The 14,314-nt window shown below is 38.5% G+C and carries 12 protein-coding genes; 2 read left to right on the forward strand and 10 right to left on the reverse strand.

The annotated features are described in order from the left end of the window. Positions 1-11: 11 nt before the first annotated feature. The 8 genes from ADIARSV_RS15425 to ADIARSV_RS20765 form a co-directional block, all read right to left on the reverse strand. Positions 12-1,124, reverse strand: a complete 1,113-nt coding sequence (locus tag ADIARSV_RS15425) for an ABC transporter permease (protein WP_016196537.1) — start codon at positions 1,122-1,124, stop codon at positions 12-14. Further along, positions 1,121-2,227 carry an ABC transporter permease gene (locus ADIARSV_RS15430; protein ID WP_040300300.1) on the reverse strand — a complete coding sequence of 369 codons (1,107 nt, stop codon included), beginning with the start codon at positions 2,225-2,227 and terminating at the stop codon, positions 1,121-1,123. Before ADIARSV_RS15430 ends, ADIARSV_RS15425 begins: the two co-directional genes overlap by 4 nt. Position 2,228: 1 nt before the next feature. After that, positions 2,229-2,975, reverse strand: coding sequence for an ABC transporter ATP-binding protein (locus ADIARSV_RS15435; RefSeq protein WP_016196539.1), 747 nt, complete (start codon positions 2,973-2,975; stop codon positions 2,229-2,231). A gap of 196 nt (positions 2,976-3,171) precedes the next feature. Continuing rightward, positions 3,172-4,095: an ABC transporter ATP-binding protein gene (locus ADIARSV_RS15440; RefSeq protein ID WP_016196540.1), complete on the reverse strand. Its 924-nt coding sequence runs from the start codon at positions 4,093-4,095 to the stop codon at positions 3,172-3,174. Between the two features lies 1 nt (position 4,096). Then, positions 4,097-5,035, reverse strand: coding sequence for an HlyD family secretion protein (locus ADIARSV_RS15445; RefSeq protein WP_040300302.1), 939 nt, complete (start codon positions 5,033-5,035; stop codon positions 4,097-4,099). A gap of 2 nt (positions 5,036-5,037) precedes the next feature. Next, positions 5,038-6,303, reverse strand: a complete 1,266-nt coding sequence (locus ADIARSV_RS15450) for a TolC family protein (protein ID WP_040300304.1) — start codon at positions 6,301-6,303, stop codon at positions 5,038-5,040. Continuing rightward, on the reverse strand, positions 6,300-6,917 hold the full coding sequence (locus ADIARSV_RS15455) for a TetR/AcrR family transcriptional regulator (protein ID WP_016196543.1): 618 nt from the start codon (positions 6,915-6,917) through the stop codon (positions 6,300-6,302). Before ADIARSV_RS15455 ends, ADIARSV_RS15450 begins: the two co-directional genes overlap by 4 nt. A gap of 307 nt (positions 6,918-7,224) precedes the next feature. Then, on the reverse strand, positions 7,225-7,860 hold the full coding sequence (locus tag ADIARSV_RS20765) for a DUF4468 domain-containing protein (protein ID WP_016196544.1): 636 nt from the start codon (positions 7,858-7,860) through the stop codon (positions 7,225-7,227). A 211-nt stretch (positions 7,861-8,071) separates the two neighbouring features. On the opposite strand from ADIARSV_RS20765, the gene ADIARSV_RS15465 reads away from it, so the two are divergent. Beyond that, the gene (locus ADIARSV_RS15465; RefSeq protein WP_016196545.1) at positions 8,072-10,105 is read left to right on the forward strand and encodes a M13 family metallopeptidase; all 2,034 of its coding nucleotides are present in this window, start codon (positions 8,072-8,074) and stop codon (positions 10,103-10,105) included. A gap of 36 nt (positions 10,106-10,141) precedes the next feature. On the opposite strand, the gene ADIARSV_RS15470 is transcribed toward ADIARSV_RS15465, so the two are convergent. After that, positions 10,142-11,821: an FAD-dependent oxidoreductase gene (locus ADIARSV_RS15470; RefSeq protein ID WP_016196546.1), complete on the reverse strand. Its 1,680-nt coding sequence runs from the start codon at positions 11,819-11,821 to the stop codon at positions 10,142-10,144. 630 nt (positions 11,822-12,451) lie between these two features. Here ADIARSV_RS15470 and ADIARSV_RS15475 point away from each other — a divergent pair. Then, positions 12,452-12,715, forward strand: a complete 264-nt coding sequence (locus tag ADIARSV_RS15475) for a hypothetical protein (protein ID WP_040300306.1) — start codon at positions 12,452-12,454, stop codon at positions 12,713-12,715. A gap of 69 nt (positions 12,716-12,784) precedes the next feature. On the opposite strand, the gene ADIARSV_RS15480 is transcribed toward ADIARSV_RS15475, so the two are convergent. Further along, on the reverse strand, positions 12,785-14,041 hold the full coding sequence (locus tag ADIARSV_RS15480; protein ID WP_016196549.1) for an MFS transporter: 1,257 nt from the start codon (positions 14,039-14,041) through the stop codon (positions 12,785-12,787). Positions 14,042-14,314: the final 273 nt, after the last annotated feature.

The raw sequence follows: 14,314 nt of genomic DNA on the forward strand, positions 1-14,314 counted from the left end.
TTATTTATTTTCTATGTGGTTTTGCGGTAATTCCAGATCGCCCAGCTGTTCAGGAAGATTCCAAATGCGATCAAATACAAAAACTCAGTTCGTACATCACTGAAGTTACTACCCTTTAACATAATCATCCTGACGACTTTAATGAAATGAGTTACAGGTAGCATATTAGAGATTCCTCTTGCCCAGCTGGGCATGCTTTCGACGGAAGTAAAAAGTCCACCCATTAACATAAAAATCATCATAAAGAAGAAAGCAACAAACATAGCCTGCACCTGACTGTCGCAATAAGTAGAAATTAGTAGACCGAAACCCAGCAAAGCAACCAGATAAACAGAAGCGAATGTGTAAAGGAGCGGAATACTTCCCTGGGAAATAATGCCATATACGATCCAGCAGACGAATAGACCAATTGTGAAAACAATCATACCTATAATCCAGAAAGGGATCAGTTTACCGAGGATAAACTCCCATTTTTTTATTGGAGTAACGTTGATCTGTTCGATGGTTCCCATTTCTTTCTCTTTTACAATGTTGAGTGCTGCCAGAAATCCACCAATCATCGTTAAAAGGATTACGAGTATGGCCGGAACGATATTGTATTTATACTCCGCCCGGACATTATACCAATTTCGGTACGTAACGTCAATCAGGCCCTGTGGCGTCTTGATATTGTCATTATTTATTTCAAGATTAGTATTGAAATCCTTGAGTACAGCTGCCAGGTAACTTCCACCAATGGATGCTTTGGCACCATTTATAGCGTCAACCGAAATCCCTATTTTTTGCATGCCTTCTCTAACTAAGTTGCGCTCAAATCCGGAGGGAATTTCCATAACTATATCCGCTTTATCCTGTTCGATGTTCTCTAAAGCGTTTGGATAGGAAGTTTCCATACTGGTGATATTGAAGAATCCCGAAGAACCAACTTTGCTAATCAGCTTTTGAGAGTACGTACTGTTATCATGATCAATAATGGAGATGTTGACACTTTTAATATCAAAATTCATGGCAATAGGGAGTACGATTAGCTGAATCGTAGGCATTAAAAACATCATGATCAGGATCGTTTTATCCCTGGAGATTTGCCTGAATTCTTTTTGTAAAATAAAGCCTAGTACTTTCATGACAGCCTGATTTTAAAGTTCTTTAATGCCACAGTGAGCAATACAACGGTCATTCCTATTAGAATTAAGGTTTCTTTCCATACACCTTCAAAACCCAGACCTTTTAACATCACCGATTTCACAATCAAATAATACCAGTGTGCGGGGATGATTTTTGAAATAGCCTGAAAGATCCAGGGCATGTTTTCCAGGGGAAACATAAATCCTGTAAAAATGAGCGTAGGGATTTGCAATCCCATCATGGAAATCAATAAGGCTGTTTGCTGTGAAGCCGTTACATTGGAAATCAATAAGCCGAGTGAAAGGCAGGTAATAATAAAGAGGATGCTTTCCATAAATAGCAACAAAATGCTGCCTTTTATTTCCACATCTAAAGCATAAACAGAAAGCAAAATAATCACAGTGAAGTTAGCTATGGAAAGAGCCAGGTAGGGTATGGCCTTAGAGATCAGTACCATAAAGGGTTTAAAGGGGGATACTAATAAAATTTCCATTGTTCCCAGTTCTTTTTCTTTTACGACTGAAACAGAGGTGAGTGCCGTGCATACAATCATCAGAATGAGTGCCATGACGCCTGGAATAAAGTTCAACGATCCGTTTCCTTCTTCGTTATAAAGCATTCGTGTTTCCGGGATGATTTTGTAAGGTAACCCTACGGTAGGGGATAGCTGTGCCTGATAATCATTGATAATGGCAGTAAGATAATTGACAATTGTTTTAGCTGTATTAGGATCAGAGCCATCAGCAATGATCTGTACCTGAGCTTTCCCTGAATGCACAAGATCCTTTGCGAAATCAGAAGGAAAAATTAAGGCGCTTTTTACCGTTCCTTGTTTGAATGCCTCTTCAATATCCGCATATCCCATAACAGATTCATCTACACTGAAGTAAGAGGATGCTTTAATTTTATTGATGATTTGCAGGGTATTGACATCTTTGGAGTTATCGGAGATGATGAGATGCACATTTTTGACCTCGCTAGTCAAAGCAAATCCAAACAGGATGATCTGCACGATAGGTAATCCGAACATGATCAATAGCGTACGCTTGTCCCGGATAACCTGGTAAAACTCCTTTTTTGTAAATGCTAGTAGCTGTTTCATATTAATCTGCTGATCGGCTCGCTCCACGTGCCAACTGGTAAAAAACGTCATCCATAGAATGGACAGAAAATTTGGATTTTAAATTCGAAGGAGAATCAAGTGCTTCCACTTTTCCATCAACCATAATCGAGATCCTATTGCAATACTCCGCTTCATCCATGTAATGGGTGGTGACGAATATGGTGATGCCTGTTGCCGCAGCCTCATAGATCATATCCCAAAACTGCCTTCGCGTAACGGGATCAACTCCACCTGTAGGTTCATCCAGAAATACAATCTTTGGACGGTGGAATATAGCTACCGAAAAGGCTAATTTCTGCTTCCAACCTAAAGGGAGTTCGCCTACCATTTTTTTAGCTTCTTTTTCAAGTCCTAATGTTTGGATGAGTAGGCCACTCCGCTCTTTTATTTCCTTTCGGTCCAGTCCATAAACGCCACCAAAGAATTCAATATTCTCAAGGATGCTCAGGTTTTCATAAAGAGAAAACTTCTGACTCATATACCCGATATTTTTTTTTATAAATTCCTGTTGTTTGTATACATCAAACCCGGCAACGGTAGCTTCACCTGAACTTGGAAAAGAGAGTCCGCAAAGCATACGCATTGCCGTTGTTTTACCTGCTCCATTTGCACCAAGAAAACCGAAGATCTCTCCTTTATTGACGTCAAAAGTTATTTCATTGACGGCATAAAAGTCCCCGAACTTTTTACTGAGGGATTTGCATGTGATTACTTTTTCTTCATCCATTGTGATGTCTTGAGTTCGTGTCGTGTTGACCTTGTTTTACTTATAAACGATTATTGTTTTTTTTGCTATAATAAATTAACCCTGTATTCAACTAATCTCATTCACATCACAAATGCGTTTATTTATCTTTAATATTGCAGTCTAGTCTTTTTCCTTAATTACGCTACGTTCATTTAAAATGACTTTCCTTATGCAGCTAACCTTGTTCCCCAGATAATAAAATAAAACTATCTTCAATTCCAGGTTTAATCTCTTCAATCCAGATATTAGAATGCCCATTTTGCTCCGCAATTACCCTTAAAATCTTCTTGCCATTTTCCTGCTTTTCCTTTAAAGTGACATGTAGGAACTCACCAAATGCATAACAGCTTTCCACTTGCCCATTTAACCTTAAGTCATTAAGCAGTTTATAGATCTGATCAGATTTCGCTCCATAAAGCGTATATGGAAATGCCTTAATGATATTTTCTGGCGTATCAACCGACATGATCTTTCCTTTTTGAAGAAGTGCAATCCGTTCGCATAAGTTAGCTTCATCCATATAGGGGGTAGATACCAGGATAGTGATGCCTTGTTTCTTTAATGTTTTAAGCATCTCCCAAAATTCCTTCCGTGATACGACGTCAACGCCAGTAGTGGGTTCATCCAGCAATAGAACTAACGGTTTGTGGATCAACGCACAGCAAAGCGCCAGCTTTTGTTTCATGCCTCCTGATAGCTTTCCCGCCCTTCTATTGCTAAAAGGTTTGATCTGATCATAAATATCCTTGATCAGATCGTAATTGGCTTCTATGGTAGTGCCAAATACAGTTGCAAAGAAACTCAGGTTTTCTGCCACAGTTAGATCTTGGTAAAGCGAAAACTTACCGGGCATATAACCTACATTGTTCCTGATCGATTGATAATCTTTAATCACATCGAAACCAGCAACACTGGCTTCACCTTTGTCTGCCAACAACAGCGTGGTCAGTATTCGGAAGATAGAGGTTTTACCTGCGCCATCCGGACCAATTAATCCAAACAGTTCACCCTCCTTCACCTCAAAAGAGATATTATCTACAGCAAGTACCTTCCCTTTATCGTAAGTTTTAGTGATGTTTTTGACTGTTACCGCATTCATATTATTTATCCTGAGCCGTAATGACTTCCCCGTACATGCCAATTTTAAGGTAACCGTCATTTTTAACCCTGACTTTAAGCGCATACACTAAATTGGCCCGTTCATTTTTAGTCTGGATTGTTTTAGGGGTAAATTCAGACTTAGCAGCGATCCAGGAAATGACTCCTGAATAGTTTTTATACTCCTTATCCCCTTGATCAATACGAACACGTACTACCTGACCCAGTTTAATGCCAGCAAGCAGATCGCCTGTGATATAGGCCTTTAGGTACAGCGTTTCTAGATTTGCAATTTTGTATAGCGGTTTACCAATTGCAGCAAGTTCACCCTTCAGGATATAGGTAGTCAGCACCGTTCCGTTAATTGGATTTATAACCAGTCCCTTATCAATTTGCTCCTGATATTGTCGTGCACCAACTTCCAACGGGGCTCTTTCACTCAAGATACTGCGGTTCTGAGTAGAAGTATTGGAATTATATAACTTAAGTTGCTGACGCGTTACGCCAATTTGTTTTTGAAGCTGATCAATACCTGCATCCAGGTCATCCAGTTGCTTTTGTGTTGCCGCATCAGCTTCCACAAGGTTCTTTGTCCGGAGTCGTTCCCTTTGTTGCTGATTCAATTGTGATTGCTGCACCAAAAGTTGTCGTTTTACTACTTCTGCTTGTTGCTCCGGATTGCTTGTTTTTTCCTGCAAAGAATGAATTGTCGCTTCAGCTTGCTCTTTTTGAAGTTTAACCAGGGTTACATCGATCTGTCCCACTAAACTGTCTTTCTTCAGTATGGAGCCTTCCTTGATGTTAAAAGATTCCAGCAAGCCATTCTGTTGAGCGGAAACTATCACCTCATCCGATTCAAAATTACCGGAAGCGACATAATCATGCTTATTGGAACATGATACGAATAGTAAGCAACACAGTGATATATAGAGCTGTTTCATAATTAATTTCCTGAAGTATATAGATAGTTGTATTGAGATTGCAATAGTTGAATAGTATGAAGTATCAATGTCTGACGGGCACTATTCTCTGCGTTAAGCTGAGAAATATAATCCCGCATGGTAATCACCCCGTTTTCCTGTTGTGCCTGAGCCGCTTTCTTGATAGATGCACGAAGTTCAATAACTTTTCTATCCTGCTCAATGAGGGCTTTAAATTTGAGTATTTCGTTTGTTTGCCGGGTTAAATTTATTGTGGTGTTCTGCAGGAAACTTTCCCTTTCGACCTCAATGGACAGCCTATTTAAATTTACTATTTTCTTATTGTCTTTTAATGTGTAAAGGCTGCCGAATGCCCAGTTTAATCTAACGCCTGTAATGTACCAGGGGCCAAATTCATTCTTGATAAAGTTTAATGTTGGCCGTCCATACCCTCCCTGAAAAAAGGCACTCAGCTTTGGTAAGTAATCCGTCTGCAGCTTTTGCTCGTCTATGGCATATATCTTCTTTTGTAAGTCGTATAGTTTCAGTTCGGGTCTATTGATAGTAGGCGGACTGCTTAGTGGTTTAGGAACTATTAACTCAGAGGGGCTTGTAATCGTACTCCCTGTCAGGATAGAAAGCATCTCTAAATTAGCCTGCGACTGCGTCCGGATCTCAATATTCGTCATTTCAGCCTGAACTAGTTCAGCCTTTAACTCATCCATATTGCTTCTAAAAGAAGTGCCATTTTTAATCAATGCGCTTACCTTCGCTGCCGAACTATTCAGGTCACTTATTCTGATTGCATTTTGTTTCAGCTGTTCATCCAGGAGTAGAATGGAGAAGTAAACCTGATTAATACGCTCCTTGACAGCTTGTAAGTTCACTTCCAGACTCTGTTGTTGAACCGCTTCATTCGCCCGTATAGCTGCTTTTTGATTGCGGGTATTCCCACCATCTAAAAGGTTCTGTGACACATCCGCTAAAATCTTATACTGATCTTTGTCTAACGAAGGAAACGAAATGCCTGCACCCATAGTAGGAAAACTAACGGTTTCCGATTGGTAAGAAGCCTGTCCGCTGACATTCAATTGAGGAAGATTCGTTTTTGAACTGTTCTGAAGCAAATATTTACTGTTCTGAAGAATCAATTCCCGCTTCTTAATTAAGGGATAATGCTCCTTTGCAAGCTGATAACAAACTTCAATAGTAAAAGGAGCAGTAGATTGTGCCAGAAGATCTTTCATACTCATTGAGCAGAGCAAGATCAGAATCCATTTTAATTTCATAACTCCACTTCTAACATGCTTTTAATCCATTTGGGAATCAATACCTTACGTTCATTCATTAGCTTTTGAAAGATTTCCTTGTCTACAAGCCCTGCAGCAGTGAATACAGGCTGACCGATAAACGGAAAAACCACCATACCCAATAGACTCATTAAAAAATGTAAAGGATTGATATCCGGCTTCTTTAATTGAATTTGTTTAATCAAAGAAGAGTTGCGCAATAGGTTATCGGCTTTTGTTGAATGAATAAACTGTTCCGGATTATTTCTTACCTCACTAAAAACAAATAATGGTAGATCGGGATGCTCTAAAAGCAAATCAATATAATTGGTTACAATCAGCTCGATTTTTATTTCCAGAGCTAAACTGGTATCGTTTGCGATGGGGATGATGACGCCGAAAAGCTTTTGGATCTTCTCTATCATGATGACATGAAACAGCTTTTCCTTACTTCTGAAATAATAATTTAGGAGCGCCAGATTAATACCAGATTCCTCAGCAATATCACGGGTTCGTGTTGCGGCGTAACCTTTTAAAGTAAAAACCTTTCTTGCTGCCTCCTTGATTTTCTCCTCTGCCGAAAGATCTAATTCCTCTTTTGTCTTCTTTGCCATACGGTGCACATCTTATAGAGACAAAAATAACTAATATATTGATTTAATCAAGTGTTTAAATCAATATATTAGTTTAACAAAGTGTAGAGGTGTTGAAGTTTTGGGTATGGTTTTACATAAGCATTACAAATCTCCAGAAGCTGTTTATATCTACATGAGAGCTGTCCAGATTGATTGTTAAGTAAGTTACCAGGGAAGATAAATAGATTCACTTATGCTATTGTGACCGGCTTCGCTATTTCAAAATTTATTAAAGAAAGCAAACGTGCTCCCTTTAATAAATGATTACCGTGCAAACTTCAATTGATTACCAGTCATCTTTTTTAACTGGTACCGTTGCCTTCGCCATATATCCTTTAACAGACAAAAGTGTTGAATCAGCAAACCTGCCTGCTTTAATTAGTATTGTTTTAGAGCTATACAATTGTGTTTTCTCTAAAGAAGTAAGGGTATTAAAAGAATAGGAATCGGGTATTTGTTCGTAATATCTCTCAATCGGACGTTTGGAAGAAGGAATGTACGATCCTCCAAAGCGAGCAGCAATGTTTTCTATCTGAAAGGGACTCATTATCAACCTGTATTTGCCATCTTTAATAGAGAATTCCATTTTTACATTTTGATAGTATTTTTTTGGAACCAATACGCCCAAAGTTTTAACGCTATAACTGTCTTCGGTAGATCCTTCAATGACAATCTTGCCGTTGTCCTTGTCCTGCAGTTTAATTACACCGGGTTGATCTTTAAAGGCTTCATTGATCCAGGATAATGCCCTGGAATATAGTTCGTCTTTAGACGCTTTTGGCACTTCCTGAATGATCGAATACGATAGTTTTTTATTGGCATCAAGAGGATAATCCTTCTTCTTGAAAGGAATATCAGTATCCTGTGCTTGTGCGAAATGGAAGAGTAAAAAGGTTAAGCTAAAAAAAAGTAGTTTTTTCATGATTAAAAAGAACAAAAAATAAGTGTATAGTTTTTATAGGGTAAAAACGGTATCCTCCAGTTCTTATTACACCAATGGAATATCATTTTATGCACAACCGTAAATTATACTGCTTATGACGTATGCTGGTGTCATTCTAAATACAAATTTTTTTAATTGCTAAATAAATTTGTAATTTCCCCGTTCAGTCTTTAAAATTATTCCATACAATATGCGAATTAAGAATATTTCTTATGTATCCATGGCAACGCTCCTGGTAGGCCTCACGGCATGTAATAAAGGAACTCAAAGCGGTTCCGAAAAATTTATAGAAACGGCGAGTTTAGACTCTTCTATAAATCCGGGTGATAATTTCTTTCAATATGTAAATGGTAAATGGATCGGAACAGCTAAAATTCCTTCTACACAAACCAGTACTGGTACTTTCGACGAACTGTACAACAAAACGAAAGAGAATATTAAAAGTTTACTCGAAGAGTCAGCTGCTTCAGAAGCAGTGAAGGGAACTCTCGAACAAAAGGTAGGTGATTTCTATGCCTCAGGTATGGATTCTGCTGCCATTGAAAAATTAGGTTATACCCCTATTAAGCCCTATCTGGACAAAATTAATGCCATCAAGACTCCACAGCAGGTTTTGCAGTTCGAAGCTGAAATGGAGAAACAGCAATCTGCAATCTTCACGGGTCTTTATGTTGGTCCTGATGAGAAAAACAGCTCTACTAATATCCTTGCGCTGTATCAAACTGGTTTAGGTTTACCTGACCGCGATTATTATTTTAAAACAGACGCCGAGACCAAAGCAATTCAAAAAGCATATAAAGAATGTATTACTAAACTGTTTGTATTAATAGGTGACAATCAGAGTACCGCAACCAAGAAATCGGAGGCTGTTTATGCTTTCGAAAAACAATTGGCAGAAAGTCATCGTACCAATGTAGAATTGCGCGATCCGCAGAAGAACTACAACAAATCAGCCGTTTCCGATCTGGATAAAACGATGCCTGTTTTAAAACCAAGTGCATATTTAGCCTTGATTGGTGTTAAAACAGATTCGGTAAATATAGGTCAGCCTGCCTATTACGCTAAAGTGAATGACTTGCTTAAAAGCACCCCTTTGGATATCTGGAAAGCCTATCTTGCCGCACATATCATCCGGAATGCTTCAATGGCATTAAGTACTCCATTCGAAAATGCTGACTTTGAATATACGAAAGTGCTTTCCGGTCAAAAACAAATTAAACCTCGCTGGGAACGTATCTACAGAAGTGCTGATGCTAATCTGGGTGAATTATTAGGTCAGCTTTATGTGAAAAAGCATTTCTCGGAAGATGCCAAAAGTAGAATGATGGAGCTGATTGATAATCTGCAAAAAGCTTTTGATAGCCGCATCAGTAAGGTGGATTGGATGACCGATAGCACAAAGAAGGTAGCCAAAGAAAAACTGCATACTTTTATTAAGAAAATCGGCTACCCTGAAAAATGGAAAGATTATAGTAAAGTTTCTATAGACCGTTCAAGGTACTTCGAGAACATTGTCGCTTGCGATAAAGTGGAATTTGCTTACCAAATTAATAAAGTGGGCAAACCTGTTGATAAGACAGAATGGGGCATGACTCCTCCAACGATCAATGCCTACTATAACCCCACTATCAACGAGATTGTATTCCCCGCCGGAATTCTACAATTTCCGTTCTTTGATCTTAATGCAGATGATGCAATTAATTATGGTGCTATAGGCATGGTAATTGGTCATGAAATGACCCATGGATTTGATGATCAGGGTTCTCAATATGACAAGACAGGTAATCTTAAAAACTGGTGGGCTGTATCAGATAACGTCAAGTTTAAGGCTAAGTCTAAACAGGTTATAGATCTGTATAGTAGTTTTACAGCAATCGATACGCTTCATATCAATGGTGCGTTAACAACTGGCGAGAATATGGCTGATATTGGTGGAATAGCTATTGCTTATGATGCCTTTAAGCTGACTAAACAAGGTCAGGATACAATAAAGATTGATGGTTTAACACCCGATCAACGTTTCTTTATATCTTTCGCTCGTGTATGGAAAGAGAAAAGAGAAGACAAATCATTACGTCTGCAGGTCAGTACCGATCCTCATTCACCAGCACAGTATCGTGTGAATGTACCACTGATGAACTTTACACCTTTCTATAATGCGTTTAACGTTAAAGAAGGCGAGAAGATGTTTTTACCAGTAGATAAGCGGATTAAAATTTGGTAATCTACCAAATTAATTAAAATATAAGAGGTATTGGTTTTAAACCAGTACCTCTTTTTTTTGAAGAGAAATCTCATCCGAATAGCTTTTCCATAACAGGTATCCGCCAGAAAGATTAAACACACTGTCGAATCCGCTTTGCACCAGTATGCGTTGAGCTAAATACCCTCTCAAACCTTGCTGACAGAAAATATAAAGTGTTCTGTCACGAGGAATTTCATTCAGCCGATCCCTGATTTCATCCAGAGGAATCAATATCGATCCTGGTATTGTGCCGGCAGCGTGTTCTGCTAAGGTGCGCACATCCAGTATAACAATGGATTCATCTGCATCGGCGATCTCTTCACATTGCATAATCTTTAACCGGCCTAAAAGTATGTTTTCTGCTACATAACCAGCCATATTAACCGGATCTTTAGCTGATGAAAAGGGTGGGGCATAAGCATGTTCGATCTCCGTCAAATCAGTTATCGTTCCTTTGTTTTTAATGACGGTAGCTAGTAAATCCAGGCGTTTATCCACTCCCTCTTTCCCAATAACCTGTGCACTCAGCAATGTGCCATTATCAGGCGAAAAAGCAATTTGAATAGTCATACGCTTAGCTCCGGGATAATAACCGGCATGCGAATTACTGTGAATCGTAGAAACAATATGTTCAATTCCTTGTGCCTTTAATTGTTTGGCTGCCATCCCTGCAACACCTATTGTTAAATCAAATACTTTTACAATAGCGGTATTAATTGATCCTTTGTACGTGTGTTTATTGCCGAATACCAGGTTGTCTGCACAGATTCGTCCTTGTTTGTTGGCTGGTCCTGCTAAATAGGTAATCGTTGCCTGTCCGGATATAGGATTTGGGAATTCAATCGCATCCCCAACTGCATAAATATCAGGATCAGAAGTCTGCATATATTCATTTACAAGGATACCTTTGGCATCACCTAATTTTAATCCGGCTTTTACTGCAAGAAATGTATCGGGTTTTACGCCTATAGAAAGGATCACCAGGTCTGCATCAATATCCGTTTCATCTTTGAGCTGTACCTTTAAACGAGCATCCGTTTTAATAAAGCCTTCTACAGCAGTATTCAGATAAAGATGGATTCCTTTATCCCGTAAATGTTGCTGCGCTATTGCTGCTATAGGGAAATCCACGGGGGCAAGAATTTGATCTCCCATTTCTACCACTGTAACATCAATTCCTAGTTCATGGAAATTTTCAGCCATTTCAAGACCAATAAACCCGGCTCCCACAACAACTGCCTTCTTTACGTTAAACTGGCTGATATAATTTTTGATGTAATCGGTATCTGCCACATTGCGGACGGTAAAAATGCCTTCCATATTAATGCCCGGTAGCGGCGGACGAACGGGGAAAGCTCCAGGTGATAAAACTAACTTATCATAACTTTCCTGGTACGTTTTGCCAGTTTCAAGTTGAATAGCCGTAATCGTCTTTTGCTCAGCATTAATATCAGTTACTTCAGTACCGATCCTCACATCTACTTTAAATCGTTGTGTAAAAGAAGTTGCTGTTTGTACAAATAATTTATTTCGGTCTTTTATAACATCACCAATATAATATGGAAGTCCGCAATTCGCATAAGAAATATACTTTCCTTTTTCGAAGATCACTATTTCGGCATGCTCGTCCATTCTTCTTAATCGTGCGGCTGTGGTAGCACCGCCAGCTACAGCGCCTATAATTACATACTTCATATGGGTAATTTTTATAACTCGCACAAAAGACGGAAGTAAATCTTACATTGTATGTGCCTTATGTCACATTGGTTAATAAAAATTTTATATAGTAGAAGTTTATAAGATAAAATAAAAAGATCAAACAGTCTTTTCCCTACAAGTTCTTTATCATTTCTTTTCTAATATAGCCACTCAACAATTATATTTTTGTAAATGAATTCTGTTATGCTATAATTTTTAAATTTAAGTTTATTATCTATTAATTCAAGTGTATAGTATTGATCACTTGTTTCTTATCGGCTAACCAATAAACGAATCTAAGCTCTTTCAAAAAGAATAAAGCTGCTAATGATGAAAGTAAATGGTATCTTTTCGATTCCTCAATTCATGTTCATTGGTGTTGCAGGTAATGAGAAAGCGAAAGGTATGCTGATTAAGTTATCGGTTTGCAGCTGAGAACGGATCTAGAACAGCAAATATTTATTTTGTAAGGCTGTTACATTAGATTGTATTTGTATCTATCAGGCTCCTGTATTTAAAAAACGATATATACCTGTTTTTTTGGATAAACACGTGTTTTAAAAGAAATTTTTGAGTCATGCAAAACTTTTAGCAAAGGAAATTATTTTGTAATTAAAATCATCTATTATGAAATTAAATCTTTTAGCAGTTATTGCAATCACTAGTATGGCATTAGCAAGTTGTGGTTCTAGCAAGACAAATGATCAAAGTTCAGATTCTACCATGATGCAGGATTCCTCAATGGACACTACAGGTGGTACACCAACAATGACTGATTCCATAAGTTCAGACAACAGTAGCACAACATCTGGATCGGGTTCCGCTACAGGTAATCCTTCACCTTCAGGAATGGATTCAATGAGCTCTGGAAGTTCTACTACGCCCAGATAAAGGGAAAGAAATGGGTGTGACTATTTTAGCTTGCACCTATTTCTTCATTTATAGTACTGCTCAGTTTATTTAACTGCTTGTTCTTAACATCTCTTTAATCCGAATGGGATATAATTTACCTTTAATCACGTTACGGATCAACTTATAATAAAGCAAAGCGGCTGTAATTATAAATCCCGCAATCCCCTCAATAAATACGACCGTCTGCGCGCCATAGAGATGGGCCAAAAATCCAATCAATAAACTTCCTATAGGGAGAATTCCCTGGTTAGCCATAATGTAATAGCTAATCGTTCTTCCCCTCATTTCAGGTGTAGAATGCGTTTGTATATACGTATTGATGGATGAATTTTGTACCATTAAGCCGATTCCTGCGGCTGCAGTAAAAATAAGTGCAGGCACTAATGATGGGGCTATAGAAAGAGCAATAACGGAAAATGACATAATAAATCCGGAGATGATGGTAACCTTATGCAGACTTATTCCTTTCCGTAAGCGCGCCATATAGATGGCACCAAACAAAGCGCCAAGGCCTGCAGCGCTTTCAAACCAGCTGAATGTTCCTGCATCCCCATGAAAAATATCTTTCGCAAACACAGGTAGGAGTGTGATAAAAGGGATGATCAGTAAGCTTGAAGCTGCCATGGTCAATATTAATGATAGGACGTTTGGCGAATTTTTTATATGATAAAACCCTTCCTTCAGGTCCGACCAGATATTTTCAGTAGCCTTCATGCTGGGTTTAATGTCCAGTTTCATACATAACAAACAAATCAGTACAGCGATGAAACTGACAAAGTTAATCGTAAAGCACATCTCTTCACCGAAGGTGCTGAGTATAATACCCGCTAATGCGGGACCAACCAAACGGGCTGAATTAAATACAGTTGCATTTAGAGCGATAGCATTGGGCAAATCTTCCTTATTATCTACAAGATCTACCATTAAAGCTTGTCGGGCTGTTACATCGAACGAATTAATAATTCCTTGCAATAAGCTAAGTATTCCAATCCACATGATGCTGTAGTATTGAAACCAAATCATCAGGGCTAATAATCCGGCTTGAAGCATTAGTCCCGCCTGAGTAACCAGTAATACTTTAAATTTATCGTGACGGTCGATAAAACTACCGGCATAAGGGGAGAGGAATAAAGAAGGAATAAGACTTGCAAAAGTGATGAATCCTAATAGAAAAGCAGATCCTGTGAGCCGGTACACTAACCAGCTAATTGCTACCCTTTGCATCCATGTGCCAATAAGGGATATGGCCTGCCCGGTGAAATGTAGCCTGTAGTTGTAGTATTTAAGTGAGCGAAAGATATTCATAAATCAAAATATAGTAAAGCAGCTTTACAAAAATAATATTTTTTTGTTGTTTAATGATAATTGAATGGTCATATGTTTCTTATCTTTATAAAGTTAATTTAGTTTAAATGGCAAATCAAGATTACGAATTGGCGGTTCAGTTTCGAACCTTAGTGACACGACTTACCCGTCAGATCCGTAAACAAAATGTGCGTACCGAGTTTTCCAATACTGAAATTCATACCCTTTCCTTACTGGAACAATATGATAAACTACTACCCTCAGATCTTGCAG

This window comes from Arcticibacter svalbardensis MN12-7 (assembly GCF_000403135.1).
GTDB classification, from domain to species: Bacteria; Bacteroidota; Bacteroidia; order Sphingobacteriales; family Sphingobacteriaceae; genus Arcticibacter; species Arcticibacter svalbardensis.